This window comes from Micromonospora sp. NPDC000442 (genome assembly GCF_042898635.1).
Classification (GTDB): domain Bacteria; phylum Actinomycetota; class Actinomycetes; order Mycobacteriales; family Micromonosporaceae; genus Micromonospora.
On the sequence record NZ_JBIAYZ010000016.1, the window covers coordinates 116117 to 142158 of the forward strand.

24 protein-coding genes are annotated in these 26042 nt (G+C 70.8%); 22 read left to right on the forward strand and 2 right to left on the reverse strand.

The annotated features are described in order from the left end of the window. Window position 1 precedes the first annotated feature (1 nt). The 5 genes from ACFY2A_RS23395 (at window position 2) to prfA (ending at window position 6543) form a co-directional block, all read left to right on the forward strand. Window positions 2-1240: an MFS transporter gene (locus ACFY2A_RS23395; RefSeq protein WP_363922933.1), complete on the forward strand. Its 1239-nt coding sequence runs from the start codon at window positions 2-4 to the stop codon at window positions 1238-1240. 46 nt (window positions 1241-1286) lie between these two features. Beyond that, the gene (gene thrB / locus ACFY2A_RS23400; protein WP_363922935.1) at window positions 1287-2231 is read left to right on the forward strand and encodes a homoserine kinase; all 945 of its coding nucleotides are present in this window, start codon (window positions 1287-1289) and stop codon (window positions 2229-2231) included. 297 nt (window positions 2232-2528) lie between these two features. Then, window positions 2529-4631 (forward strand): transcription termination factor Rho, encoded by a 2103-nt coding sequence (gene rho, locus ACFY2A_RS23405; protein ID WP_387174567.1) that lies wholly within the window; start codon window positions 2529-2531, stop codon window positions 4629-4631. 463 nt (window positions 4632-5094) lie between these two features. Continuing rightward, on the forward strand, window positions 5095-5319 hold the full coding sequence (rpmE, locus tag ACFY2A_RS23410; RefSeq protein WP_093405395.1) for a 50S ribosomal protein L31: 225 nt from the start codon (window positions 5095-5097) through the stop codon (window positions 5317-5319). Between the two features lie 135 nt (window positions 5320-5454). Further along, window positions 5455-6543, forward strand: a complete 1089-nt coding sequence (gene prfA, locus ACFY2A_RS23415) for a peptide chain release factor 1 (RefSeq protein WP_387174570.1) — start codon at window positions 5455-5457, stop codon at window positions 6541-6543. A 15-nt stretch (window positions 6544-6558) separates the two neighbouring features. Here the strand turns inward: prfA and ACFY2A_RS23420 are convergent, their stop codons facing one another. Beyond that, entirely contained in the window at window positions 6559-8109 is a 1551-nt protein-coding gene (locus ACFY2A_RS23420) for a GGDEF domain-containing protein (protein WP_363923000.1), read from the reverse strand. A gap of 70 nt (window positions 8110-8179) precedes the next feature. On the opposite strand from ACFY2A_RS23420, the gene prmC reads away from it, so the two are divergent. The 4 genes from prmC to ACFY2A_RS23440 all read left to right on the forward strand — a co-directional run bounded on the left by prmC (window position 8180) and on the right by ACFY2A_RS23440 (window position 12626). Next, window positions 8180-9160 carry a peptide chain release factor N(5)-glutamine methyltransferase gene (gene prmC, locus ACFY2A_RS23425; protein WP_387174573.1) on the forward strand — a complete coding sequence of 327 codons (981 nt, stop codon included), beginning with the start codon at window positions 8180-8182 and terminating at the stop codon, window positions 9158-9160. Next, complete coding sequence (locus tag ACFY2A_RS23430; protein WP_363923002.1) at window positions 9160-9804, forward strand: L-threonylcarbamoyladenylate synthase; 645 nt, start codon at window positions 9160-9162, stop codon at window positions 9802-9804. The genes prmC and ACFY2A_RS23430 overlap by 1 nt, the downstream gene beginning before the upstream one ends. Further along, a complete protein-coding gene (locus ACFY2A_RS23435; protein WP_387174575.1) occupies window positions 9805-10416 on the forward strand; it encodes a phosphotyrosine protein phosphatase in 612 nt (203 codons plus the stop codon). It abuts the gene before it with no gap. A gap of 95 nt (window positions 10417-10511) precedes the next feature. Then, entirely contained in the window at window positions 10512-12626 is a 2115-nt protein-coding gene (locus ACFY2A_RS23440) for a transglycosylase domain-containing protein (RefSeq protein WP_387174577.1), read from the forward strand. A 21-nt stretch (window positions 12627-12647) separates the two neighbouring features. Here ACFY2A_RS23440 and ACFY2A_RS23445 read toward each other — a convergent pair whose 3' ends face one another. Then, the gene (locus ACFY2A_RS23445) at window positions 12648-14129 is read right to left on the reverse strand and encodes an SDR family oxidoreductase (protein ID WP_387174579.1); all 1482 of its coding nucleotides are present in this window, start codon (window positions 14127-14129) and stop codon (window positions 12648-12650) included. Between the two features lie 34 nt (window positions 14130-14163). On the opposite strand from ACFY2A_RS23445, the gene glyA reads away from it, so the two are divergent. From glyA to ACFY2A_RS23510, 13 genes are all read left to right on the forward strand, one after another. After that, the gene (glyA, locus tag ACFY2A_RS23450; RefSeq protein WP_387174581.1) at window positions 14164-15450 is read left to right on the forward strand and encodes a serine hydroxymethyltransferase; all 1287 of its coding nucleotides are present in this window, start codon (window positions 14164-14166) and stop codon (window positions 15448-15450) included. Beyond that, complete coding sequence (locus ACFY2A_RS23455) at window positions 15447-15920, forward strand: hypothetical protein (RefSeq protein ID WP_363922951.1); 474 nt, start codon at window positions 15447-15449, stop codon at window positions 15918-15920. The genes glyA and ACFY2A_RS23455 overlap by 4 nt, the downstream gene beginning before the upstream one ends. A gap of 165 nt (window positions 15921-16085) precedes the next feature. Then, on the forward strand, window positions 16086-16307 hold the full coding sequence (locus ACFY2A_RS23460) for a hypothetical protein (RefSeq protein WP_093405421.1): 222 nt from the start codon (window positions 16086-16088) through the stop codon (window positions 16305-16307). Beyond that, a complete protein-coding gene (atpB, locus tag ACFY2A_RS23465) occupies window positions 16308-17129 on the forward strand; it encodes a F0F1 ATP synthase subunit A (protein ID WP_387174583.1) in 822 nt (273 codons plus the stop codon). It begins immediately after the preceding gene. Window positions 17130-17224: 95 nt separating this feature from the next. Beyond that, window positions 17225-17446: an ATP synthase F0 subunit C gene (gene atpE / locus ACFY2A_RS23470; protein ID WP_092377903.1), complete on the forward strand. Its 222-nt coding sequence runs from the start codon at window positions 17225-17227 to the stop codon at window positions 17444-17446. Between the two features lie 29 nt (window positions 17447-17475). Beyond that, window positions 17476-18006, forward strand: coding sequence for a F0F1 ATP synthase subunit B (locus tag ACFY2A_RS23475; protein WP_099850104.1), 531 nt, complete (start codon window positions 17476-17478; stop codon window positions 18004-18006). After that, window positions 18006-18827 (forward strand): F0F1 ATP synthase subunit delta, encoded by an 822-nt coding sequence (locus ACFY2A_RS23480; protein WP_387174586.1) that lies wholly within the window; start codon window positions 18006-18008, stop codon window positions 18825-18827. Before ACFY2A_RS23475 ends, ACFY2A_RS23480 begins: the two co-directional genes overlap by 1 nt. A 92-nt stretch (window positions 18828-18919) precedes the next feature. Next, window positions 18920-20566 carry a F0F1 ATP synthase subunit alpha gene (gene atpA, locus ACFY2A_RS23485; protein WP_363922957.1) on the forward strand — a complete coding sequence of 549 codons (1647 nt, stop codon included), beginning with the start codon at window positions 18920-18922 and terminating at the stop codon, window positions 20564-20566. A gap of 9 nt (window positions 20567-20575) precedes the next feature. Further along, a complete protein-coding gene (locus tag ACFY2A_RS23490; protein ID WP_363922959.1) occupies window positions 20576-21505 on the forward strand; it encodes a F0F1 ATP synthase subunit gamma in 930 nt (309 codons plus the stop codon). Continuing rightward, window positions 21505-22959, forward strand: a complete 1455-nt coding sequence (atpD, locus tag ACFY2A_RS23495; RefSeq protein WP_363922961.1) for a F0F1 ATP synthase subunit beta — start codon at window positions 21505-21507, stop codon at window positions 22957-22959. Before ACFY2A_RS23490 ends, atpD begins: the two co-directional genes overlap by 1 nt. Window positions 22960-23263: 304 nt before the next feature. Next, window positions 23264-24409: an LCP family protein gene (locus tag ACFY2A_RS23500; RefSeq protein ID WP_363922963.1), complete on the forward strand. Its 1146-nt coding sequence runs from the start codon at window positions 23264-23266 to the stop codon at window positions 24407-24409. 89 nt (window positions 24410-24498) lie between these two features. Beyond that, a complete protein-coding gene (locus ACFY2A_RS23505; protein ID WP_363922965.1) occupies window positions 24499-24783 on the forward strand; it encodes a F0F1 ATP synthase subunit epsilon in 285 nt (94 codons plus the stop codon). A gap of 12 nt (window positions 24784-24795) precedes the next feature. Beyond that, on the forward strand, window positions 24796-25251 hold the full coding sequence (locus ACFY2A_RS23510; RefSeq protein WP_099850119.1) for a DUF2550 domain-containing protein: 456 nt from the start codon (window positions 24796-24798) through the stop codon (window positions 25249-25251). Window positions 25252-26042 lie beyond the last annotated feature (791 nt).

Below are 26042 nucleotides of genomic sequence, written 5' to 3' on the forward strand. Positions count from 1 at the left end.
CGTGGCGTCCACCCTCTCGGTCCTCACCCGCAACCGGAACTTCCGCAACCTCTTCCTGGCCGAGCTGGTGGTCTTCGGTGCCGACTGGTTCGTCATGGTGCCGTTGCTGGTGCTGCTGCCGAAGTTGACCGGCAGTGGAGTGTGGGGCGCCCTGGTGCTCGCCGTGGACACCGGCATCGTGGCGCTGCTGCTGCCGTACACCGGCACCATCGCGGACCGGTTCGACCGACGCACGATCATGATCGTCTCGAACGTCGCCGCGCTGGTCGGTGTCCTGCTGCTGCTCGGGGTACGCGATGCCGGCACGGCCTGGCTGGCGCTGCTCGGCATCGGCGTGGTCGCGGTGGCCAAGGCGTTCTACTCGCCGGCGGCTCAGGCGGCGCTGCCGAACGTCCTCGATCCCGACGAACTGGCTGCCGGCAACGCGGTGGCCGGGTCGGCGTGGGGCACGATGACCGTGGTCGGCGCGTCGCTCGGTGGGGTACTCAGCGCGGCGGCCGGGCCGTACGTGTGCTTCTGGGTCGGCGCCGTCGGGCTGGTGGTCGCCGCGAGCCTGGCCACGCTCATCCGCCGTCCGTTGCAGGCACCCCGCGAGCGGGGCGCGAGCCCACCGCAGACCTGGGCGGCCATCCGCGAGGCGCTGGTCTACATCGGGCACCGCCCGCGGGTGCTGGCGCTGGTGACGGTCAAGTCGGCGGTGGGTCTCGGCAACGGCGTACTGACCGTCTTCCCGCTGCTCGCCGGGGTGTACGGGGTCGGCGCGCTCGGTGCCGGCCTGCTGTTCGCCGTCCGCGGTGCCGGCGCGTTGGTCGGCCCGATCATGATGCGTCGGGTACTTACCAACCGCGCCTGGCTGCTGCCCGGCCTGGCACTGTCCATGTCGGCGTACGGTCTGGCCTATCTCGGTACCTCGGTGGCGGCCTGGTTCCCGCTGGTGCTGGTCCTGGTCTTCGTGGCCCACTTCGCCGGTGGCAGCAACTGGGTGATGTCGAACTTCGCCTTGCAGGGCGAGGTGCCGGACCGGCTACGGGGCCGGGTCTTCGCCACCGACATGATGCTGGCGACCCTGGCGATCTCCGTCAGCCAACTGGTGGTGGCCGTGGTCGTGGACGTCGTCGACGAGCGTGTCGTACTCGCCGGCTGCGGCCTGGTCACCCTGATCTACGCGATCGGCTGGCGGATCGCGACCCGGCGTCTGTCGCTCGCCGCGTCACCACCTGCCGTCGCGGAGAACCGGTAGCAGGTCCGGCCCGGTGAACGTCTGTGGCCCCACTAGCATGGGCGGCGTGTCGATCACATTCGTCGCCGAACCGGTCCGGGTCCGGGTCCCCGCCACCAGTGCGAACCTGGGGCCGGGTTTCGACGCGCTGGGGCTGGCCCTCGCGCTTCACGACGATGTCGCCGCCGAGGTGACGGCCGGGGGCGTGACGGTGACGGTGACCGGCGAGGGCGCCGGCGACCTGCCGGTCGACGACGGGCACCTGGTGGTACGCGCCATGCGGGTGGCCTTCGACGCCCTTGGCGGGCAACCACCCGGGCTGGCGGTGGAGTGCGTCAACCGCATCCCGCAGGCGCGCGGGCTCGGCTCCTCGTCGGCGGCGATCGTCGCCGGGGTGCTGCTGGCCCGGGCGCTGGTGACGGAGGGCGAGAGTCGCCTCGACGACGACGCGGTGCTGCGGCTGGCCGCCGAGATCGAGGGCCACCCGGACAATGTCGCGCCCTGCCTGCTCGGTGGCTTCACCCTGGCCTGGACGGAGCCGGCGGGCGCGCGGGCGGTGTCGCTGCCGGTGGCCGACGGCGTACGCCCCACGGTGCTGGTGCCGGCCGAGCGTGGGTTGACCACCTCGGCCCGCGCGGCGTTGCCGGCCACCGTGCCGCACGGCGACGCCGCGTTCAACGCCGGCCGCGCGGGACTGCTGGTGCATGCGTTGACCGCGCAGCCGGCACTACTGCTGCCGGCGACCGCCGACCGGTTGCACCAGGATTGGCGGGCGCCATCAATGCCGGGCACGATTGCGCTGGTCAACGGGTTGCGTGCGGCCGGTGTGGCAGCCGTGGTCAGTGGGGCCGGCCCCTCCGTGCTCGCCCTGTCTGAGCTGCCGGTAGGATTCGACGCGGGAACAGACTGGCGGCTGCTGCGGTTGCCGGTAGATGTATGCGGGGCGCAGGTCGAGCGGGGTAGACTCGGACACGCGGAGCGGGACCCTGTTGCCGCAGGTCGCAAGAGTTGATTACGCTCTAGACTTAGCACAGCCGCGAAGCATGCGATCTCCCTGCGGGTCGGCGCACCCCCGAAGCTTTCGGCGGTAAGCCCGTCACCCCTGCCTAGGCCCACGCCGCACCGCAGTCTTCACTGGTCGCCGCAGACGGCGAAACCCCGCTCACCGCTCCATCTGGTGGGTCGGGAGACCGACCGGCTGCTGTGTTGCAGACTCCCGCAAAGCGTCATGCGAGGCGGGTGTACCGAGGCCGCCCGGCCACCTGTTGTCGATTCCGGGCAGTCCCGGCCTATCGAGGGAAGGAATCCATTGAGCGACACCACCGACGTGACGTCGGATGTTTCCAACGTCGCTGGCGATGCCACCACCGCTGCCCCCGCCCGCCGTCGGCGCAGCGGCACGGGCCTGTCGGCGATGCTGCTGCCAGAGCTGCAGAGCCTGGCCGCGTCGCTCGGCATCTCGGGGACGGCTCGAATGCGTAAGGGCGAGTTGATCAGCGCGATCACCGAGCGGCAGGGCGGCGCTGCCGGAGCCCCTCGACCACGGGCCGAGGTCGCGGCGGCCGCCGCACCGGTCCGCGAGGAGGTGCACGCGGAGGTACGAGAGACGGGCGAGCGGCCGGAGGCCGAGCGCCGTGGTGCCGAACAGCCGGCGGCGAGCGTCGAGAGCGAGGGCCGTGGCCGTACCCGACGTAGCCGGACGACCGTGGCGGAACCGCCTGCCGAGGAGGCCGTAACCGAGGGCGAGCGCTCCGAGGGCCGGTCCGGCCGCGACCGTGGCGCCGACCGTGCTGAGCGCGCCGACCGTGCTGAGCGGGCTGAGCGTGGTGATCGCGCCGAGCGTGGCGACCGTGCTGCGGAGCGGACCGAGCGTGGTGATCGTGCCGAGCGTGGTGACCGTGGTGACCGTGCCGCGGAGCGGACCGAGCGCGGCGAGCGTGCCACCGAGCGCGGTGACCGTGCCGAGCGCGGTGACCGTGCCGAGCGTGGCGACCGCAACGAGCGTGGCGACCGTGACCGTGGTGACCGTGCCGAGCGCGGTGACCGTGCCGAGCGTGGCGACCGCAACGAGCGTGGCGACCGTGACCGTGGTGACCGTGCCGAGCGCGGCGAGCGGGGCGACCGTGGACAGCGCGCCGAGCGGGACAACGACGGTGACGACGACGGCGAGAGCGGCGGTCGGCGCAGCCGGCGCAGCCGCTTCCGGGATCGTCGGCGGGGCCGCGGTGACCGCAACGAGTCCGGCGGCGACGGTGGCCGTGAGCCGCAGGTCGGCGAGGACGACGTGCTCGTGCCGGTGGCCGGCATCGTGGACGTGCTCGACAACTACGCCTTCGTCCGGACCACCGGCTACCTGGCCGGCCCGAACGACGTCTACGTGTCGATGTCCCAGATCAAGAAGTACGGCCTGCGGCGCGGCGACGCGATCACCGGCGCGGTCCGGGCGGCGCGCGACGGCGAGCAGCGGCGCGACAAGTACAACCCGCTGGTCCGGCTGGACACCATCAACGGGATGGAGCCGGACGAGGCCAAGCGCCGGCCGGAGTTCTACAAGCTCACCCCGCTGTACCCGCAGGAGCGGCTGCGGCTGGAGACCGAGCCGCACATCCTCACCACCCGGGTGATCGACCTGGTCATGCCGATCGGCAAGGGGCAGCGGGCGCTGATCGTCTCACCGCCGAAGGCCGGTAAGACCATGGTGTTGCAGGCGATCGCCAACGCCATCACGCACAACAACCCGGAGTGCCACCTGATGGTGGTGCTGGTGGACGAGCGACCCGAAGAGGTCACCGACATGCAGCGGTCGGTCAAGGGCGAGGTCATCGCGGCCACGTTCGACCGCCCGCCGCAGGACCACACCACCGTCGCCGAGCTGGCGATCGAGCGGGCCAAGCGCCTGGTCGAGCTGGGCCACGACGTGGTCGTGCTGCTCGACTCGGTGACCCGGCTCGGTAGGTCGTACAACCTGGCGGCGCCGGCCAGCGGCCGGATCATGTCGGGTGGTATCGACTCCACCGCGTTGTACCCGCCGAAGCGGTTCCTCGGCGCGGCCCGCAACATCGAGAACGGCGGCTCGCTGACCATCCTCGCCACTGCGCTTGTAGAGACCGGTTCCATGGCGGACACGGTCATCTTCGAGGAGTTCAAGGGCACCGGTAACGCGGAGCTGAAGCTGGACCGGAAGATCGCTGACAAGCGGACCTTCCCGGCCATCGACATCCACCCGTCCGGTACCCGCAAGGAGGAGATCCTGCTCGCGCCGGAGGAACTGGCCATCGTGCACAAGCTCCGCAAGGTGCTGCACTCGCTGGACTCGCAGGCGGCGCTCGATCTCCTGCTGGACCGGCTGAAGCAGTCCCGTACCAACATCGAGTTCCTGATGCAGATCGCGAAGTCGACGCCGGGGGAGTGACCTCACCGGCAGTGGACGGGGGGGGGGGGGGGGGCCCCCCCCCCCCCCCCCCCCCCCCCACCCCCCCCCCGGGGGGGGGGGGGTGGGGCCCGGGGCGGGGGGGGCGGGCCTCACCCTGCCCCACAACACCTTGTTGGCCGTGGGGCCCCCCCCCCCGGCCGGGGGGGGCCCCCCCCCCCCGGGGCTGGGGGGGGGGGGGGGGGCGCCCCCCCCCGCCCCCCCCCCTCGCCGTATCCGCTCCGGGTGGGTAGGAATGCTCCGCCGGTGCGGCGGGAATGCGGTCGGATGGCCCGGTGTTGACCTGCTCGACCGGTGCAGCCGCGTGACGCGGCCCGCCTCCAGGGGCGGTCGACGCCCATGGCACACTGGTCAATCGGCCACCGGTTCCGGTTCACGCCCCCAACGGCCGGCAACAGCAGGTCAGGGGCGACCCGGCGACCACAGACGAGAGGACCGAGGCGACATGAAGCCCAACATCCACCCGGAGTACGTGACCACCGAGGTCAGCTGCTCCTGCGGTAACACCTTCACCACCCGCAGCACCGCCAAGGGCGGCTCGATCCACGTCGAGACGTGCAGCGCCTGCCACCCGTTCTACACGGGCAAGCAGCGCGTGCTGGACACCGCTGGTCGGGTCGCGAAGTTCCAGCAGAAGTACGCCAAGGTTCAGGGCAAGAAGGCCAAGTAGCTCCTCGTCTGACGCCCGCGTCCGGTTTCCGCCGGGCGCGGGCGTCGGCCGTCTGTGTCCCGGTTTCCCGCCGTCGAAGCGACCGGCGGGACACCGCGCGGGGTTTCCGACAGTCTGCAAGGAGCGATCCCCAGCATGAGCAGTGAACGCCTCACCGCCCTCCTCGACGAGTACGCCGAGTTGGAGAAGCGGCTGGCCGACCCCGCGATCCACGCTGACCAGGGCACCGCCCGTCGGGTCGGCCGTCGCTACGCCGAGCTGGTGCCGCTGCACAAGGCCGCCGCCGAGCTGGAGCAGGCCCGGGCGGATCTCGCCGCCGCGCGGGAACTGGCCGCCGAGGACGCCTCCTTCGCGGGCGAGGCCGAGACGATCGCGGCGACGCTGCCGGTGCTGGAGGATCGCCTTGCCGAACTGCTCATCCCGCGTGACCCGCACGACGCCAAGGACGTCATCGTCGAGATCAAGGCGGGCGAGGGCGGAGAGGAGTCCGCGCTGTTCGCCGGTGACCTGCTGCGCATGTACACCCGGTACGCGGAGCGGCGCGGCTGGGTCACCGAGGTGATCGACGTTCAGGACTCCGACCTCGGCGGGGTGAAGGACGTCTCGCTGGCGATCAAGACAAAGGGTGTGCCCGAGGGCGGCAACGGCGTCTGGTCCCGGTTGAAATGGGAGGGCGGCGTGCACCGGGTGCAGCGGGTGCCGGTCACCGAGTCGCAGGGGCGCATCCACACCAGTGCGGCCGGCGTGCTGGTGCTGCCGGAGGCCGAGGAGGTCGACGTCACCATCGACCCGAACGAGTTGCGCATCGACGTGTTCCGCTCGTCCGGTCCCGGCGGTCAGTCGGTGAACACCACGGACTCGGCGGTGCGGATCACCCACCTGCCCACCGGGATCGTGGTCTCCTGCCAGAACGAGAAGTCCCAGTTGCAGAACCGGGAGCAGGCGATGCGGATCCTGCGCGCCCGGCTACTGGCCGCCGCCCAGGAGCAGGCCGACGCCGCCGCGTCGGACGCCCGCAAGGCCCAGGTGCGTACGGTGGACCGCTCGGAACGGATCCGCACGTACAACTTCCCGCAGAACCGGATCACCGATCACCGGATCGGTTTCACCGCGTACAACCTCGATCTGGTGCTCGCCGGGGAGTTGGACGGCGTGCTCGACGCGCTGACCGAGGCGGACCGGGCCGCGCGCCTGGCGGGTGACGCGGAGCTGACCCGCCGCTGAGCCTCGGCGGACGTCTCAGGCGGTACGCGGCCGGACCTTGGCCCGCAGCATCTCCCGGTCGGCGGCCTCGAAGGCGGCGCCGAGCGCGTCCCGCTGGCCGGGGCCGCCGGCTCCCACCTCGGCGAAGCCGATGCTGACGCCGACCGGGGTGCCGGGTACCAATGACTCCCAGTCCTCGGTGCGGACGGCGGCGTCGATCCGCCGAGCGACCTCGGCCGCCTCGGTCATCCCCGCTTCCGGCAGCACCACCACGAACTCGTCGCCGCCGTAGCGGGCGACGAAGTCGCCCCGACGCATCACCCGGTTGATGACTCCGGCGATGCGTTGCAGGACCAGGTCGCCCGAGTGGTGCCCGTGCCGCGTGTTGACCGCCTTGAACCCGTCCAGGTCGCAGACGCCGATCACCACCCGCTCGCCCCGGGCGACCACGGCCGCGATGTAGCGCTCCAGCCGGCGCCGGTTGGGCAGCCCGGTCAGCGGGTCGGTCAGCGCCTCCCCCTCGAATCGCGCCGCCTCCCGACGCATCTCCTCATGGTCGATCCGGGCGGCGATGCCGTCGATGTAGACGTCGCGGAGCCGGTCGTGGCGCTGCGCGGCGAGTCGGAAGGCCAACCGGTCGGCCCGGTGTGCGGCGGCGTGGTCGCCGGCCCGCCCCAGCGCCATGCTGCGCAGCCGGGCCGGCTCGGCCGCGCCGAGCGTCTCGGCGGACACCTGGACGGTGTCCAGCCGGGTGACCGCCTCGATCGGGCGCCCGCTGGCGATGGCGAGACACACCTGGCCGAGCTGACGCATGTCGCGGGCCCGGGCACTGTCCGCGCCGTAGCCGAGCAGCCGGGCCGGGTCCAGGTCCGGGGCAAGGTCGAGGTCGTCGCCGAGGGAACACCGGCGGGCGGCGGCGTAGCCGTAGGCGGCCAGGCTGCTGGGGCGCAGCCGATCCGCCCGCCCGGCGGTCACGAACCGGTCCAGGTCGCCGCCGACATCCCGCAGTACGCGCAGACAGCCGTCGCTGTCGCCGGTGTGGTCCAGCGCGACCGCGTTACGCAGGCGGATGCCCGGTGCGGCGAACGTCTCCTCCGGGATGCCGGCGGCGGTGCCGAGCTGCCGGGCGCGTTCGATCGCGCCCAGGGCGTAGCCATGGAAGCTGAGGTACGAGTAGGCCATCGCCAGGTCGTGCCAGCCCCAGGCGGTGTCCCGGTCCGGGTCCTCCACCGCCCCAAGCGCCCGAGCGGCCTTGACCAGGTGCGTCACGCAGCGGTCCAGGGCGCCCTGATGGTGGGCGGCCAGCGCGGCCAGGGCGTTGAGGTGCCCGTGCAGATAGGGCTCGGCGAGGTCGCGTACCGCCGCGGACGCCTCCTCGATGGCACGTGTGTACTCGGCGGTGCGCCCGAGATTGATCAGGGCCGAGAGCCGCTGTACGAGCGCGTCCGCTCGGGCGTTCGGGTCGCGGGTGGCACGCAGCACCCCCTCCAGGAGCCCGTACGCCTCGGTGGAACGGCTCACCTCCTGCAACGCCCGCGCCTTCGTCAGGGCGTCAACCTGGTCTTCGACCCGGTCGAGCCAGCCCACCCGCGACCTCCTGTCGGTGTGCCGCTGCACCCGCTTATGCACGTGCACGGCGACGCTTCATGATTATTGCGTGACCACCGCACCGCAACACCCGTCCGAAGGGACGAGACGTCACCGTCCGGCTCCCGTGATCGCCGGTGCGGCTCGTACCCTCGCCGCCGCCGGCGTGACGTCGGCCCGCGCGGAGGCCGAGCTGCTGGCCGCGTACGTGCTTGAGGTCCCTCGCGGGCGGTTGGCCCTGGCGGACGGGTTCACCGACGAGCAACTTGACGGTTACCGCGCGCTGGTGGCCCGCCGGTCGCGACGGGAACCGTTGCAGTATCTCACCGGCACCGCCGGCTTCCGGCACTTGGAGCTGGCCGTCGGGCCGGGCGTCTTCGTGCCGCGCCCGGAGACCGAACTGCTCGCCGGCTGGGGCGTCGACCAGGCCCGGCAGGTCGCGTGGCCCGGCGGGGACCGGACCGGCGGGCGGACGGAGCCGCTGGTGGTGGACCTGTGCAGCGGGTCCGGGGCGATCGCCCTGTCGGTGGCGTCCGAGGTGCCGCAGGCCCGGGTGGTGGCGGTGGAACGCTCGCCGGAGGCGCTGTCCTGGCTGCGGCGCAACGCGGCGGGACGGGCCGCCGCCGGTGACCGGCCGATCGAGGTGGTGGCGGCGGACGCCACCGATCCGGCCCTGCTGGACGAGTTGACCGGCCGGGTGGATGTGCTGCTGTGCAACCCGCCGTACGTCCCGCTCGCGGTGGCCGTACCCCCGGAGGTGGCCGACCACGACCCGACGGAGGCCGTGTTCGGTGGAGCGGACGGGCTGGACGTCATCCGTCGGGTGATCGACCGTGCGGGGTTCCTGTTGCGTCCCGGCGGGGTCCTCGGCATCGAGCACGACGACAGCCACGGCGTGGTGCTGCCTGGTCTGCTCACCGCCGACGGCCGGTACGCCGCGATCGTCGACCATCGCGACCTCGCCGACCGGCCGCGTTTCGTCACGGCGTCCCGCCTCGCGGACCGCCCGCCACCCGGTGCGGCCGCGACGTGGCAGACTGGCTCCTCGTGATGCTCTACGACTGCCGATCGCTCGCCGACCGGGACCGCGGCATCGCTGCGGCCATCGAGGCGGTCCGCAACGGCGAGCTGGTCGTCCTGCCGACCGACACGGTCTACGGGATCGGCGCCGACGCGTTCACCCCGTACGCGGTCAAGGCGTTGCTGGACGCCAAGGGTGTCCCGCACACCCCGCCGCCGGTGCTGATCGGTTCCCGGCACACCCTCGACGGCCTGGCGTACACGCTGCCGGCGGCGGCGCGGGACCTGGTCGAGGCGTTCTGGCCGGGGGCGCTGACCATCCTGGTGAAGCACTCGGCGAGCCTGCGGTGGGATCTCGGCGACGACAGCGGCACGGTGGCGGTGCGCATGCCGCTGCATCCGGTGGCGCTGGAGGTGCTGCGCGAAACCGGGCCGATGGCGGTCGCTTCGGCCAACAAGATCGGCCAGCCGGCCGCGCTCACCGCCGACCAGGCGCGCGACCAGCTCGCCTACTCCGTGCGGGCCTACCTGGAGGCGGGACCGGCGGTGGATCCGGTGCCCAGCACGATCGTGGATCTGACCGGCGACGAGCCGGTGCTCGTCCGGGAGGGCGCGATCGACCTGGCCCGGCTGCGTGAGGTGGTACCGGAACTGCGTGAGAGTCAGGTGGCGTAGGTGCCTCCCTTCACCGTCCTGCACGTCTGCATGGGCAACATCTGTCGCTCGCCGATGGCCGAGCGGCTGCTCACCCTCGCCGTGGCCGACCGGCTGACCCGACGCGAGGTCGACCCGGACCGGGTCGAGGAAGTGCTGCACAGCCACAGCGCAGGCACCGGTGGTTGGCACGCCGGTGAGGAGATGAACCCGCCGGCCGCCCGTCAGGTCACCAGCCGGGGCGGCGACGTCGCCGGTTTCGCCGCCCGCAAACTGCGCTCCGATCACATCGACGCCGCCGACCTGGTGCTGACCGCCACTGCGGACCAGCAGGAGTACGTGACCGCGTTGCGGCCCGACGCCGCGGCCCGCACGTTCGTGCTCGGCGAGTTCGGTCGGCTGCTGGCCGCCCTCGATCCGGCCGTGTTGCCGGCGGCCGAGGCCACCGCCGACGCGGTCCACGCCCGTGGCGTGGCGCTGGTAGCGGCGGCACACGACGCCCGTCAGGGCGCCACCGCGTTGCCCACCGACGACCTGGACGACCCGTGGGGGCGCGGTGACCAGTGCTTCAGCCGGGTGGCCGACGAAATCGAGGAGACGGTGCAGCCGCTCGCCGCGCTGCTGCTCCCCTGATCGGCGAATTTCATCCGGGTTTGAGGAAAGGCGCGGCAGAAAGGGTGATTAGCGCCATCCTGAGGGAGTCCTGACGGCTCCTGCGGGGAGAGCTGATGACCCGGGCGTTCCTGCCGAAGATGTTCACCGTACTGCTGGCCGGCACGCTGGCCGGCCTGGCGCTGGCGGTGGCGGCGTTGCCGGCCGCGCTGGTGTTCGGCATCGGATTCTCGGCGCTCTCCGCGCCGTACGCGGAGCTGCCCAACACGCTGCGCACGCCGCCGACCGCCCAACGGTCCAACCTCTACGCCAACGACGGCACCACCCTGATCACCTCCTTCTACCAGGAGGATCGGGTCGATGTGCCGCTGGACGAGGTGGCTCCGGTGATGCGGCAGGCCATCATCGCCGCCGAGGACGCCCGCTTCCACGAGCACAGCGGCGTGGACCTGCGGGGCATCGTGCGGGCCTTCACCGCCAACCGGCGCGACGGCGCCACCCGGCAGGGCGCCTCGACGCTGACCATGCAGTACGTCCGCAACGTGCTGAGCACGGACCCCCGGCTCAGCGAGGCGCAACGGGCCGCGGCCACCGAGGTGAGCACCGCCCGCAAGATCCAGGAGATCCGGTACGCCCTGGCGCTGGAGCGGGAGCTGACCAAGGAGCAGATCCTGACCCGCTACCTCAACATCGCGTACTTCGGTGCCGGCGCGTACGGCATCGCCGCCGCCAGCAAACGGTACTTCTCCACCTCACCGGCAGAACTCACGCTGGCCCAGGCGGCGCTGCTGGCCGGGCTGGTCCGCTCCCCGCACAGTGACGACCCGATCAACGGGGACGCCGACAGCGCGACCGCCCGGCGTGGTTACGTGCTGGACCGGATGGTCGAGTCGGGCGTGGCCGCGCCGGAGGAGGCGGCCCGGATCGCTGCCCAGCCGTTGAACCTGCGACCCAGCGAGACTCCGAACGACTGCACCGCGGTGCCCGAGGGGCACAACGACTGGGGCTTCTTCTGCGACTGGTTCACCCGCTGGTGGAACAGTCAGAAGGCGTTCGGCGCCAGCGTCGACGAGCGGCAGCGCACCCTGCGTCGGGGCGGGTTCAGCATCGTCTCCTCACTCGACCCCGGCGTGCAGCGGGCCACCACCGAGCAGGTGTGGCGGATCTACCCGGCCGAGCACCCACACGCCATGCCGACCGCGGTGGTCCAGCCCGGCACCGGGCGGGTGCTCGCCATGTCGGTCAACCGGATCTACAGCGTGACCGCGAACCCCGGCGGACAGCAGAACCACCCCAACACCGTCAACCAACTCGTCGCCGGTGGCGGCACCATCGTCGGCTACCAGGCCGGTTCCACGTTCAAGCTCTTCACCATGCTGGCCGCCCTGGAGGCCGGACTGCCCCTGAACACGGTCTTCGACGCGCCCCGGCGGATCGTGACCGACTTCCGGGTCAGCGGCAGCGAGGCGAACTGCGGCGGGTACTGGTGCCCGGAGAACGCCAGCGCCTCGGTGAGCGGCCGGCACGACATGTGGACCGCCTTCGGCGACTCGGTAAACACGTACTTCGCCTGGCTCACCGAGCGGGTCGGTGCGGACCGCGTGGTGGAGATGGCCGAACGGCTCGGCATCGTGTTCCGGGCCGACGACGACGCCCAACTGGCCCGGCACGGGGCGCGGGAGTGGGGTCCGTTCACCCTGGGCGTGTCCGCCACCACCCCGCTCGACCTGGCCGGTGCGTACGCGACGCTGGGCGCGGAGGGCACCTGGTGCGCACCCACGCCGGTCACCTCGATCACCGACGCGGACGGCCGCCGGGTGGCTGCCGGGCAGCCGGACTGCCGGCAGGTGCTCGACGTCGACGTGGCCCGGGCGGCGGCGGACGCGGCCCGCTGTCCGGTCGGCGACCAGTCCATGTACCAGGGCTGCGCCGGTGGCACGGCGACCCGGCTGCGCGGTCAGCTCGGCCGGCCGGTGGTGGGCAAGACGGGCAGCTCCGAGCGGTACGCCACGGAGACGGTCGTGGCGCTCACCCCGCAGCTGGCGGTGGCGGCGATGGCGGCCAACCCCGACGAGCCGCGCGACGCCGTCGGCCGCGCGGTGCAGAGCGCCATGGTCGAGGGGGTGGGTGAGATCCTCTCCTTCGCGCTGCGCGACGAGCCGGTCCGCGACTTCGTGCCGCCGAGCGAGCTGACCGCCTGGCGGGTCACCGGGCAGCGCACCGGCAACTGACCGACGCCAGCCGGCGCCCGGTCAGCGGGTCGGGGTGGTTGCCGCGAACCGCTCGGCGCCCTCGGCGATGTTGCGGGCCATCCCGCCGAAGACCACGGCGTGGAACGGTGTCACCGCAGCCCAGTACGCGTGCCCGACCAGCCCTCGGGGCAGGAACACCGCGCGCTGCCGGTAGCTGACCTTTCCCGCGTCGTCGCGTTGCACCCGCATCTCCAGCCAGGCCCGGCCGGGCAGCCGCATCTCGGCGCGTAGCCGCAGCAGTTCGCCGGGGACGATTTCCTCCACTCGCCAGAAGTCCAGGGCCTCGCCGACCCGCAGCTGGTGTGGGTGACGCCGACCCCGCCGCAGCCCCACCCCGCCGACCAGCCGATCCAACCAGCCGCGTACGGACCAGGCGAGCGGGAACGAGTACCAGCCGTTCTCTCCGCCGACCCCCTCGATCACCTGCCACAACGCCTCCGGGGGCGCCGCCACCGTCTGCTCCCGGAGGTCGGTGTAGGCGGTGCCGCCACTCCAGTGCGGATCGCTGGGCAACGGCTCGGCGGGTGCGTCCGCACCGGCCGCGTTCGACCAGCGGGTCTCCACCTGGGCGTCGCGTACCTTGGCCAGCGCCAGCTCGACGGCCTGGTCGAAACCGGTGAGCCCGCCCGGCGGGTCTGGCAGGTACGCCGCGATGTCGTGCTCGTGCGCGACCGCCTCGTGTACCAGGCTCTCCACCAGTGGCCGGGCGAGCGCGTTCGGCACCGGGGTGACCAGTCCCACCCAGTACGAAGACAGCGTCGGCGTCAACGGCCGTACCGGTAGCAGGAGCCGGCGAGAGAGCCCGGCCACCCGGGCGTAGCGCTGCATCATGTCGCCGAAGGTGAGCACGTCCGGACCGGCGATGTCGAAGGCCCGGTTGACCTCCGGCGGCAGCCCCGCGCAGCCGACCAGGTAGCGCAGCACGTCGCGGACCGCGATCGGCTGGATCCGGTTGGCGACCCAGCGCGGGGTGACCATCACCGGCAGTCGCTCGGTCAGGTAGCGCAGCATCTCGAACGACGCCGAGCCGGAACCGATGATCACGGCTGCCCGCAGCACCACCGTTGGCACGCCGCTGTCCAGCAGGATCCGGCCCACCTCCGTGCGGGAGCGCAGGTGCGCCGATGAACGCTCGTCGCCGGCCGCCGGCTCCGGCCCGCCCAGGTAGACGATCCGGCGTACGCCGGCGGCACGGGCGGCCTCGGCGAAGGTTGTCGCGGCCTGCCGGTCGGCGGCCTCGAAGCCGGCCTGGCCGAGCGAGTGCACCAGGTAGTAGGCCACGTCGACGCCGTCGAAGATTCCGGCCAGGCTCTCCGGCCGGCTCAGGTCACCCTCGACCACCTCGACCTGCGGGGCCCACGGCACATCGCGCAACCGGCTGGCCCGCCGCGCCAGGCAGCGCACCGTGTGTCCCTCCGCCAGCAGGCGTGGCGCAAGCCGCCCACCGATGTATCCCGTCGCGCCGCTCACCAGGCATCTCACGCCTCCAGTCTGCGGTCTCATAGACTCTGGCGCTGTGGAGACCGCCGAGGGCACCTTCTGGGGGCCGGATTTCGAGCAGCTCAGCACGACCGACCCGGAGATCGCGGAGGTGGTGCTCGGCGAACTCGACCGGCTGCGCGGTGGCCTGCAACTGATCGCCAGCGAGAACCTCACCTCCCCGGCGGTGCTGGCCGCGCTGGGCTCCACGCTTACCAACAAGTACGCCGAGGGCTATCCAGGCCGGCGCTACTACGGCGGCTGCGCTCAGGTGGACCGGGCCGAGGAACTCGGCATCACCCGGGCGAAGGACCTCTTCGGCGCCGAGCACGCCAACCTCCAGCCGCACTCCGGCGCGAGCGCCAACCTGGCCGCGTACGCCGCCCTGGTGCAGCCGGGTGACACCGTGCTGGCGATGGAGTTGCCGCACGGCGGGCACCTGACCCACGGCAGCCGGGTGAACTTCTCCGGCCGGTGGTTCAAGCCCGTCGGCTACACCGTCCGGCAGGACACCGAGCTGATCGACTACGACGAGGTACGGGATCTCGCCCGTACCCACCAGCCGAAGATGATCATATGTGGGGCGACCGCCTATCCACGGCTGATCGACTTCGCCCGGTTCCGGGAGATCGCCGACGAGGTCGGCGCGTACCTGATGGTGGACGCCGCGCACTTCATCGGGCTGGTCGCCGGGCAGGCGATCCCGTCGCCGGTGCCGTACGCCGACGTGATCTGCGCGACCACCCACAAGGTGCTGCGCGGCCCGCGTGGCGGCATGATCCTCTGCCGGGAGTCGCTGGCCGAGCGGATCGACAAGGCGGTCTTCCCGTTCACCCAGGGCGGCCCGCTGATGCACGCCGTGGCAGCCAAGGCGGTCGCGCTGCACGAGGCGGCGCAACCGGCGTACCGCAGTTACGCCGCGCAGGTGGTGGCCAACGCGCGGGCGCTCGCCGACGGGCTGGCCGCCGAGGGGATGCGGCCGATCTCCGGCGGCACCGACACCCACCTGGCCCTGATCGACCTGCGGGAGTCCGGGGTCACCGGCGCCGAGGCGGAGGCGCGGTGCGACGCGGCGACCATCACGTTGAACAAGAACGCGATCCCGTACGACCCGCAGAAGCCGATGGTGGCCTCGGGGATTCGGGTGGGCACGCCCAGCGTCACCACCCAGGGCATGGGGCAGGCGCAGATGCGGCAGGTCGCCGAGCTGATCGCCCGGGCGGTGCGGACCGACCCGTCCGCGCCGGGTGGCGTCGACAAGCTGGCCCGGATCGCCGCTGAGGTGGCCGAACTGGCCACCGAGTTCCCGGCGTACCCCCGATGAGCGCGCCCCGGGCCGGCGAGCCCGGCGTGCCGTCGACGAGCGTTCCCCGGGCGGGAGAACCCGGTGCCATCCGGGCCCGGCTGCCGTACCTGCGCCTGCCACTGCTCGCCTGTGCCGTGCTGGCCGTGGTCGCGGTGCCGGCGGCCGCCGTGCTGCGCGGCCCGACCGGTGCGGCAGGGGTGGCCGCCGGCATCGCCCTGGTGATCGTCAGCTACCTGATCTCGGGTCTCTCGGTGGCCTGGGCGGACGCGGTCCACCCGCGACTGATCATGTCCGTGGGGCTGGTCACCTACGCTACGAAGATCGTCATTCTGGGGGTGGCGATGGCGGCCGTGGCGGCCACCGGTTGGCCAGGTCTGCCCGACCTGGGCGTGGCCATCATCGCGGCCGTGGTGGTGTGGACCGGAGCCCACCTGACCTGGGCGTTGCGCTCGCCGCTGCCCAGCGTGGACCGTTCGTCGGATCACTGACCGTACGGCTGCCGTTTCCCGGGCGTTTCGTGGGCCTGTCCGGCTGGTCGGACAGGAGTAGGCTGACCCCGGCTTGATGCGCCGCACCCGCCGCCCGCACGCTGCTCGCAGTGTGGGGGGTGCCGCACACTCGCGAAACACCCGGCTGATAGTGTTCGCGACGTCATGGCCGACAACCCCCACCGCAGAAGCCCCGACGAACACTCGTCGGAAGGTGTCGCCGGAGCCGTCCTCGGCTACCTGCTCGCCGGCATCGTGGTGTGGGGATTCCTCGGCTGGTTGGCGGGGGAGTTCCTGGGCCTGCCGACCGGCGTCGGAATCGCCGTCGGCATGATGCTCGGCGCAGCCGGAGCGATCTACCTGATCATGAAGAGGCTCAGTGCCTGAGTGCCGGCACGCGCGGGTCTGTCGAGTGCGGAGGATGACACGGTGAGCGGACAGCTTGTCGCCGCAGAGGGCCTTCCCTGGCCCCCCAGCGTCGGAGACTTCTACCCGCCGGACCTCGCCGGTCCGTGGGTCACGAAGTTCACGCTGATGGTCTGGCTGGCCGTCGGGATTCTGATCATCTTCTTCATGGCCAGCTACCGGAACCCGAAGCTGGTGCCGAGCAAGAGCCAGTGGTACGCGGAGTCGATCTACGGCCTGGTCCGGGACAACATCGCCCGCGAGCAGATGGGCAAGGACGGCATCCGGTTCGCGCCCTACTTCACCGTGCTGTTCTGCTTCATCGCGGTGACAAACCTCTTCGGCGTCACCCCCGGGTTGCAGATCTCGCCGAACTCGCACATCGCCTTCCCGATCGTGCTGGCCGCGATCACCTACGTGATGTACCTCTACATCGGTGTCCGCAAGCAGGGCCTGGGCCGCTACCTCAAGCAGAGCCTGATCATCCCGGGTGTGCCGTGGCCGATGCACGTCCTGCTGATCCCGATCGAGTTCCTACAGAACTTCATCAACCGGCCGGTCACGCTGGCGGTACGACTCTTCGCCAACATGTTCGCCGGGCACCTGATCCTGCTGGTCTTCACCGTCGGCGGCTTCGTGATGCTGGCCTCGGACAACGTCTTCATTCAGGCGACGTCGATCTTCTCGTTCCTGATGGCGATCCTGATGGCCTTCTTCGAGGTGCTCGTCGCGCTGCTGCAGGCCTACGTCTTCGTCACCCTGACCGCCAACTACATCGGCACGTCGCTCGCCGACGGGCACTGATCCACAGACCTCGGCGGGCCGCCCGGCCCGACCAAGCTTCCGGTACGACCGCGTACGCGTGAGAACTCACGCCTCTACTAGGAGGAATACCCGCAATGGACGTTATTGCCGCCATCGAGGGCAACGTCAACACCATCGGCTACGGCCTCGCCGCCATCGGCCCCGGCATCGGTGTCGCCCTGGTCTTCGCGGCCTACATCCAGGCCAGCGCCCGCCAGCCGGAGTCCGCCGGCTACAACCGCACCTGGCTGGTCCTGGGCTTCGCGCTGGTCGAGGCGCTCGCCCTGTTCGGCCTGGTGCTCGCGTTCGCAGTCTGACGTAGCCCGACGCGACCCGGAGGTCTGACATGTATGTCGCCGCTGAAGGTGTAGAGCACCACCCGCTCGTGCCGATCTGGCAGGAGCTCGTCGTCGGGACGATCGCCTTCGCCCTGCTCTGCTTCGTGCTGCTGAAGTTCGTGATGCCGCGCATGGAGGCGATGTACCAGGCGCGGGTCGACGCGATCGAGGGCGGCCTCAAGCGTGCCGAGGCCGCACAGGCCGAGGCCAACCAGCTGCTCGAGCAGTACCGGGCCCAGCTCGCCGAGGTGCGTACCGAGGCGGCCCGGATCCGGGACGACGCCCGCGCCGACGCCGAGTCGATCCGAACGGAAATCCTGGCCAAGGCCCGGGAGGAGTCCGACCGGATCATCGCCGCCGGCCGGGAGTCGCTGGCCGTGGAACGCCAGACCATCGTGCGCGAGCTGCGCGCGGAGGTCGGCGGCCTCGCGGTCGACCTGGCCAGCCGGATCGTGGGCGAGTCGCTCGCCGACGAGGCCCGTCGCAAGGGCACCGTCGAGCGGTTCCTCACCGACCTCGAGAGCGCGGGGGCCCGCTGATGCAGGCCGCCAGCCGGGAGTCCTACGCCGCCGCGCTCGCGCGGCTGGAGGGGCACGTCGCCGGTACCGAGCCGTCGACCGTGGCCGGCACCGGTGCGGAGCTGCTCTCCGTTGCGGACCTGCTGCGGCGGGAGGTTCGGCTGCGCCGGGCGCTCTCCGACCCGGCCCGCTCGGGTGCGGACCGCACGGAGTTGCTGAACTCGGTGCTCTCCGGCAAGGTCGGCGCGGACACGCTCGACCTGCTCGGGACGCTTGTCGCGGGCCGCTGGTCCGCGCCGTCGGAGCTGCTCGACGGCGCGGAGAGCCTCGGCGTGCAGGCGCTGCTCGCCAGCGCGGACCGCGCCGATGAGCTGGGCGAGGTGGAGGACGAGCTGTTCCGCTTCGGCCAGGTGGTCGCCGCGGACCCGCAGCTGTCAAACGCCCTGTCCGACCCGATGGCGCCGGTGGCGCAGCGGGCCGAGCTGGTCGGGATGCTCCTGACGGGCAAGGCCCGGCCGGTGACGTTGCGGCTGGCGGAGGCGGCGCTTGCCGGCTTCGGTGGCCGGTCGTTCACCGCCGCGCTGTCCCGGCTGGTGGAGTTGGCGGCGGAGCGGCGGGACCGGCAGGTCGCGTACGTGACGGTCGCTGCACTGCTCACCGAGGAGGAGGAGCGGCGGCTGGGCGATCGGCTATCCGCCATATACGATCGACAGGTTGCTGTCAAGCTTACGGTTGACCCGACGATCCTCGGTGGAGTGAGCGTACGGGTGGGTTCGGACCTCTACGACGGGACGATCCTGCGCCGCCTCAACGAGACCCGCAACGCGCTCGCGAAGCGCTGACCAGCACCCCGCGAAGCGCCCGGAAAGACAGTCGACCCGAGGACCGGTCGGTACTAGGTATCCCGGGCCCCTGATACTTAAGGAAGCAGAGGATGGCCGAGCTGACCATCTCGACGGAGGAGATCCGCGGCGCCCTGGAGCGCTACGTCTCCTCCTACTCGCCCGACGTCTCCCGTGAGGAGGTCGGCACCGTCGCCGACACCGGCGACGGCATCGCCCACGTCGAGGGCCTGCCCTCGACCATGACCAACGAGCTGCTGGAGTTCGAGGACGGCACGCTCGGCGTGGCGCTGAACCTCGACGTCCGGGAGATCGGTGTCGTCGTCCTCGGCGACTACTCCGGGCTTGAGGAGGGGCAGCGCGTCAAGCGCACCAACCGGGTGCTCTCGGTGCCGGTGGGCGACGCCTTCCTGGGCCGCGTGGTAAACGCGCTCGGCCAGCCGATCGACGGCCTCGGTGAGATCGTCGACGAGGGCTACCGCGAGCTGGAGCTGCAGGCTCCGAACGTGATGGCCCGGCAGTCGGTCTTCGAGCCGCTCCAGACCGGCATCAAGGCCATCGACGCGATGACCCCGATCGGCCGGGGCCAGCGACAGCTGATCATCGGTGACCGGAAGACCGGCAAGACCACGGTCGCCCTGGACGCCATCCTCAACCAGCGGGAGAACTGGGCCTCCGGCGACCCGAAGAAGCAGGTCCGCTGCATCTACGTCGCCATCGGCCAGAAGGCCTCCACCATCGCCTCGATCAAGGGGCAGCTGGAGGAGGCGGGCGCGATGGAGTACACCACCATCGTCGCCTCCCCGGCGTCGGACCCGGCCGGCTTCAAGTACCTCGCCCCGTACACCGGCTCGTCCATCGGCCAGCACTGGATGTACGGCGGCAAGCACGTCCTGATCGTCTTCGACGACCTGAGCAAGCAGGCCGAGGCGTACCGGGCCGTGTCGCTGCTGCTGCGCCGTCCGCCGGGCCGCGAGGCGTACCCGGGCGACGTCTTCTACCTGCACTCCCGGTTGCTGGAGCGCTGCGCGAAGCTCTCCGACGAGATGGGTGGCGGCTCGATGACCGGCCTGCCGATCATCGAGACGAAGGCCAACGACATCTCGGCCTTCATCCCGACCAACGTCATCTCGATCACCGACGGTCAGATCTTCCTGGAGACCGACCTGTTCAACCAGGGCGTCCGGCCGGCGATCAACGTCGGTACCTCGGTCTCCCGGGTCGGCGGTGCCGCCCAGGTGAAGCCGATGCGCAAGGTCGCCGGTTCGCTGCGACTGAACCTGGCCCAGTTCCGTGAGCTGGAGGCGTTCGCCGCCTTCGCCTCCGACCTGGACAAGGCCTCCCGCGCCCAGCTCGACCGCGGTGCCCGCCTGGTGGAGCTGCTCAAGCAGCCGAACTACTCGCCGTACCCGGTGCAGGAGGAGGTGGTGGCCGTCTGGGCCGGCACCGAGGGCAAGCTGGACGACGTCCCGGTCGGCGACGTGCGGCGCTTCGAGACCCAGTTCCTGGAGCACCTGCGGCGCAAGCACAACGCCACGCTCCAGGCGATCGCCGACAACAAGTGGGACGACGAGATCATCGCCACCCTCGATTCGGCCGTCGCGGAGTTCAAGCAGGGCTTCCTCGGCCGTGAGGACGAGCGCACGATCAACGAGGCGCCGGCGGCGCCGCTGGAGGGCGAGGCCGAGCACGAGACGGTCACCCGCTACAGCGGCGAGGCTGCGGCCGAGAAGCAGTAGGGCCGGGCCATGGCGGCGCAGGTACGTGTTCTTCGTCAACGGATCCGCTCGGCGAAGGGGATGAAGAAGATCACCAAGGCGATGGAGCTCGTTGCGACGAGCCGGATCGCCAAGGCCCAGGCACGGGTGGAGGCGTCCCTGCCGTACGCCCAGGCCGTCACCGGCGTGCTCACCGCGCTGGCGTCGAACGCCTCGGTCGACCACCCGCTGCTCACCCCGCGCGAGCGGGTGCGGCGGGCGGGCGTACTGCTGGTGACCGCCGACCGAGGACTGGCCGGCGGCTACAGCTCCAACGCCATCCGGACGGCGGAGTCGTTGATCGCCCGGCTGCGCGCCGACGGCAAGGAGCCGGTGCTCTACGTCATCGGACGCAAGGGCGTGTCGTTCTACCGGTTCCGTAACCGGCCGATCGAGGCCAGCTGGACGGGCTTCTCGGAGCAGCCGTCCTTCGCCGACGCCCGCGAGGTCGGTGACACCCTGATCAAGGCGTTCACCGCCGGTGCGGACGACAGCGACGGCGATCCGGGCCCGGACGGGGTACGCGGGGTGGACGAGTTGCACATCGTCTACACCGAGTTCAAGTCCCTGATGACCCAGAACCCGATCACCCGGATCATCGGCCCGTTGCAGATCGAGGAGCGGCCCCGGTCGGAGGGCGTCCTACCGGCGTACGAGTTCGAGCCGGACGCGGAGGCGCTGCTCGACGCGCTGCTGCCGAAGTACATCAACACGCGGATCTACGCGGCGTTGCTGGAGTCGGCGGCCAGCGAGTCGGCAGCCCGGCGGCGGGCGATGAAGAGCGCCACCGACAACGCCGAAGAGATGATCGACAAGTACACGCGTGAGATGAACTCGGCCCGCCAGGCCGGGATCACCCAGGAGATCAGCGAGATCGTCGGCGGCGCGAACGCGCTGGCCGCGTCGGGAAGTGAAGTGTGATGACTGTTTCCACCGCTGCTGGAGGACCAGCCGAGACCAAGACGGCCACCGGTCGCGTGGTCCGGGTCATCGGCCCGGTCGTCGACGCCGAGTTCCCGCGCGACGCCATGCCGGCCCTGTTCAACGCGCTGCACGTGGACGTGACCCTGTCCGGCGGCGAGAAGACGCTGACCCTGGAGGTCGCCCAGCACCTGGGTGACAACCTGATCCGCGCCATCTCGATGCAGCCGACCGACGGCCTGGTGCGCGGTGCCGACGTGCGGGACACCGGCTTCCCGATCCGGGTGCCGGTTGGCGACGCGGTCAAGGGCCACGTCTTCAACGCCATCGGCGAGTGCCTCAACCTCACCGAGGGCGAGACCATCCAGGCCGACGACCACTGGGGCATCCACCGCAAGGCCCCGGCCTTCGCGGACCTGGAGCCGAAGACCGAGATGCTGGAGACCGGCATCAAGGTCATCGACCTGCTCGCCCCGTACGTGAAGGGCGGCAAGATCGGCCTGTTCGGCGGTGCCGGTGTGGGCAAGACCGTGCTCATCCAGGAGATGATCACCCGGGTTGCCCGCAACTTCGGTGGTACCTCGGTCTTCGCCGGCGTGGGTGAGCGCACCCGTGAGGGCAACGACCTCATCCACGAGATGACCGACTCCGGCGTCATCGACAAGACCGCCCTGGTCTACGGCCAGATGGACGAGCCGCCGGGCACCCGGCTGCGGGTCGCACTCTCCGCGCTGACCATGGCGGAGTACTTCCGTGACGTGAAGAAGCAGGAGGTGCTGCTCTTCATCGACAACATCTTCCGCTTCACCCAGGCCGGTTCCGAGGTCTCCACCCTGCTGGGCCGGATGCCCAGCGCGGTGGGTTACCAGCCGACCCTGGCCGACGAGATGGGTGAGCTCCAGGAGCGGATCACCTCCGTCCGGGGCCAGGCCATCACCTCGATGCAGGCGATCTACGTGCCGGCGGACGACTACACCGACCCGGCTCCGGCCACCACGTTCGCCCACCTGGACGCGACCACCAACCTGGAGCGGTCGATCTCCGACAAGGGCATCTACCCGGCGGTGGACCCGCTGGCCTCCTCGTCGCGGATTCTGGCCCCCGAGTTCGTCGGCCAGGAGCACTTCCAGGTGGCCAGCGAGGTGAAGCGGATCCTCCAGCGCTACAAGGACCTGCAGGACATCATCGCCATCCTCGGTATCGAGGAACTCTCCGAGGAAGACAAGATCACGGTCCAGCGGGCCCGGCGGATCGAGCGCTTCCTGTCGCAGAACACCTACGCGGCGGAGCAGTTCACCGGCGTTCCGGGCTCGACGGTTCCGATCAAGGAGACCATCGAGGCCTTCCGCAAGATCAGCGAGGGCGAGTACGACCACTTCCCCGAGCAGGCGTTCTTCATGTGCGGTGGGCTCGACGACCTGGAGAAGAAGGCCGCCGAGCTGATGAAGGGCTGACCTTTCGCACCTCGCACCAAGAGAGCTGAAGAAAGAAGGCCGCCCCGGTAACCCCGGGGCGGCCTTCTGTTCATCTTCGCGACGTACCATCGCCGCTGCCCGGTTTCCCGCGCTCGGCGATCACGCCGACTGCGAGATACCGTCAGTGCGATGCCCAGGAAGGCAACCCGCGCCGTGTCGAGGCACGGTCCGGTGCATGTCGTCGGGCATCGCACAGCCACGCTCATGCGCCGATGAGCGTTGATTGGTTAAACCATTCGGCCCCGCGCGCCCGTACTTCCTCCGGGGGGCGCGACGAACGGAGATGCTTGTGGGTAAGGCCGGCAGACGCGGCAAGCGTGGTGGGCGCTCGTCGGTGTGGCGGGGCGTGCCCCGCTGGGCGCAGCTCTGCACCATCTTCGGTGTTGTCCTGATGGTGCTCAGCGGGACGAGCCTGGTGGGCGCCGAGGCGCTGATGGCCCGCTACGAGGGAGCGATCGGCAAGGCTGACCTCTTCGGTGACCAGGCGGCCGGAGGCACTCCCAAGAGCGACATCAAGGGCCCGCTCAACATCCTGCTGGTCGGCATCGACCCCCGCGACAAGGACACCCCGCCGCTGTCCGACGCGATCATGGTCCTGCACGTGCCGAAGGAGATGGACCGCGCGTACCTCTTCTCCCTGCCGCGCGACCTCTACGTGGAGATCCCGCCGTTCGAGAAGGCCGACTTCCCCGGTGACACCACCAAGCTGAACGCCGCGATGTCGTACGGCAGCCGGGTGCCCGGTGGGAAGCCCGACGCGGCGAAGGGCTTCGAGCTGCTCGCCATCACCGTGCAGCGGGTCACCGGCATCAAGCGGTTCGACGCGGGCGCGATCATCAACTTCTCCGGCTTCCAGAAGATCGTCGACGCCATGGGCGGCGTCACGATGAACATCGAGCGGGAGGTCCGCTCGGAGCACCGGGAGCCGAACGGCAAGCACCGCCAGGGCAACCCCAACGGCGAGGGCTACGTCGGGCCGCAGGCGGTCTACCCGAAGGGCAAGCAGCACCTGAGCGGTTGGCAGGCGCTGGACTACGTCCGCCAGCGGTACCCGGAGAACGGCGTCCCCGACGGCGACTACGGCCGGCAGCGGCACCAGCAGCAGTTCGTCAAGGCGATGGCCGGCCAGGCCCTCAGCGCCGACGTGGTGACCAACCCGGTCAAGCTGGACAAGGTTCTCCGCGCGGCCGGCGAGTCGCTGATCTTCAGCGGCCGGGGGCACAGCGTGGTCGACTTCGCCCTCGCCCTCAAGGACATCCGTCCCGGCAACATCCAGATGATCAAGCTGCCGGGCGGCGGCATCAAGGAGAACGGCAAGTACCTCGGTGAGCGGTTCACCCCCGAGGTGGACGACTTCTTCGTAGCGCTGGAGCGGGAACTGCTGGACCCGTTCCTCCTCGAACATCCGAAGCTGGTGAGCAGGAGCTGATCGTGGCGCAGGTCTTGGCACCCGCCTGAAGAACAGGTCCCGGGCGCGACTAGAATTTCCCCAATCCGCCGCCTCAGCAAGGAGACAGCGTGGCAGAGCAGCTTAACGTCCAGCTCGTGGCCGTCGAGGAAAAGGTTTGGTCGGGCAAGGCCGAGATGGTCATGGCCCGGACGACCGAGGGTGAGCTGGGTGTGCTGCCGGGGCACGCGCCCCTGCTCGGCCAGCTCGCCGAGCCCGGCCAGGTACGCATCAAGCTCCCCGGGGGTGAGCAGCTCAGCTACGACGTGGCGGGCGGCTTCCTCTCGGTCAGCGAGCAGGGCGTGACCGTACTGGCCGAGACCGCCACTCCGGCCGCCGCCGCTTCGGGCAACTGAGCCGACCCGCCGATGGAGATCGTCGAAGGGGTCGGAATCGGCGTCGCCGTGATCCTCGGCGCGATCCTTTTCCTCTTCATCCGGCGGGCTCTGGTCACCCGTAGCGGAGGCATCATCCGGCTCAGCGTCCGGACCTCCACGATGCTCGACGGCCGCGGCTGGTCGCCCGGTTTCGGCCGCTTCGTCGGCGACGAACTCCGCTGGTACCGGATGTTCAGTTTCGCCGTACGCCCCAAGCGCGTGCTCTCCCGCGAAGGGTTGACGGTCGAACGACGGCGGCTGCCCGAGGGGCAGGAACGAATGTCCATGCCCGCCGACTGGATCATTCTCCGCTGTACCAGTCGACATGCCCCGGTCGAGATCGCCATGGCACGATCCACCGTCACCGGGTTTCTCTCCTGGCTCGAGGCCGCCCCTCCGGGGGCGGTCTCGCCACGTATGGCCTCCCAAGACTGGCCAGCCGCCTAACCCATCCCCGCCCCCCGCGCTCCCGCGCCCCGCCGCTTCCGGTTGATCATGAGGTTAGCGGCAATATTGGCGATCAAATACACCGCTAACCTCATGATCAAGTATGTGGGCTGTGGGGTAGGTGGGGTTCTGTGCAGGGTTCGGGTGTTTGGGTGGGTTTGATCGCTGAGTTCGGGGTTGGGTGTCGGGCTTGATCCCTGGGCCGGGTCGGCGGGCCACACTCGTCGTGGGCGGACACCGCCCGGCTGTGCCCGGTGTCGGGTTCCGCCGCTGGTGCAGGGGGTGTTGGCCGGGGATCTTGGTGCGATTGCGCCGCTGGGTGGGCGGTTTCGGACCAAGATTGCGGGGCGGTCGGGGGCTCGGGGTGGAATGAGTGGCGGGTCGGGGGCGTTGTGGACGGGTGAACGACCGAGGAAGATGGCCTGCCGCACCGGTGGTGCCGGGTGGCCCGGAATGGTGGCGGGCCGGTGGTCGTTGGACCTCCCTGGACGACCGAGGTAGACCGCCCGCTGTGGTGGGTGTGCGGGGCGCGGAATGATCCGCCCCGTTCGGTCGTTGGACATGCCTGAGCGACCGAGGAAGACCACCGCCGCAGGTGGTGGGTGTGGCCCGGGAATGATGGTGGGCCGGTGGTCGTTACACATGGTCCCGGCGATGCGAAGCGGCCCCCTAGGGCCCCGCGTGCCGGAGGACCTTTTTCCCCCTTTGTTTGAGCGCCTGTCGGTGCTTGCGTGCGCCTGACCGATCCCCCTTCGGTGTGGGTGTGCGTCGACCCCCGAATTGGAGCTTTG

What these genes read in the sequence shown, in the direction of transcription:
- ACFY2A_RS23455 (WP_363922951.1), top strand. Translation starts at nt 15,447, where the DNA reads ATGAGCGCGCCCCGGGCCGGCGAGCCCGGCGTGCCGTCGACGAGCGTT.
- atpA (WP_363922957.1), top strand. Translation starts at nt 18,920, where the DNA reads ATGGCCGAGCTGACCATCTCGACGGAGGAGATCCGCGGCGCCCTGGAG.
- ACFY2A_RS23475 (WP_099850104.1), top strand. Translation starts at nt 17,476, where the DNA reads ATGTATGTCGCCGCTGAAGGTGTAGAGCACCACCCGCTCGTGCCGATC.
- ACFY2A_RS23500 (WP_363922963.1), top strand. Translation starts at nt 23,264, where the DNA reads ATGCTTGTGGGTAAGGCCGGCAGACGCGGCAAGCGTGGTGGGCGCTCG.
- ACFY2A_RS23440 (WP_387174577.1), top strand. Translation starts at nt 10,512, where the DNA reads ATGACCCGGGCGTTCCTGCCGAAGATGTTCACCGTACTGCTGGCCGGC.
- rpmE (WP_093405395.1), top strand. Translation starts at nt 5,095, where the DNA reads ATGAAGCCCAACATCCACCCGGAGTACGTGACCACCGAGGTCAGCTGC.
- ACFY2A_RS23460 (WP_093405421.1), top strand. Translation starts at nt 16,086, where the DNA reads ATGGCCGACAACCCCCACCGCAGAAGCCCCGACGAACACTCGTCGGAA.
- ACFY2A_RS23510 (WP_099850119.1), top strand. Translation starts at nt 24,796, where the DNA reads ATGGAGATCGTCGAAGGGGTCGGAATCGGCGTCGCCGTGATCCTCGGC.
- prfA (WP_387174570.1), top strand. Translation starts at nt 5,455, where the DNA reads ATGAGCAGTGAACGCCTCACCGCCCTCCTCGACGAGTACGCCGAGTTG.
- ACFY2A_RS23430 (WP_363923002.1), top strand. Translation starts at nt 9,160, where the DNA reads ATGCTCTACGACTGCCGATCGCTCGCCGACCGGGACCGCGGCATCGCT.
- ACFY2A_RS23490 (WP_363922959.1), top strand. Translation starts at nt 20,576, where the DNA reads ATGGCGGCGCAGGTACGTGTTCTTCGTCAACGGATCCGCTCGGCGAAG.
- atpE (WP_092377903.1), top strand. Translation starts at nt 17,225, where the DNA reads ATGGACGTTATTGCCGCCATCGAGGGCAACGTCAACACCATCGGCTAC.
- ACFY2A_RS23480 (WP_387174586.1), top strand. Translation starts at nt 18,006, where the DNA reads ATGCAGGCCGCCAGCCGGGAGTCCTACGCCGCCGCGCTCGCGCGGCTG.
- atpD (WP_363922961.1), top strand. Translation starts at nt 21,505, where the DNA reads ATGACTGTTTCCACCGCTGCTGGAGGACCAGCCGAGACCAAGACGGCC.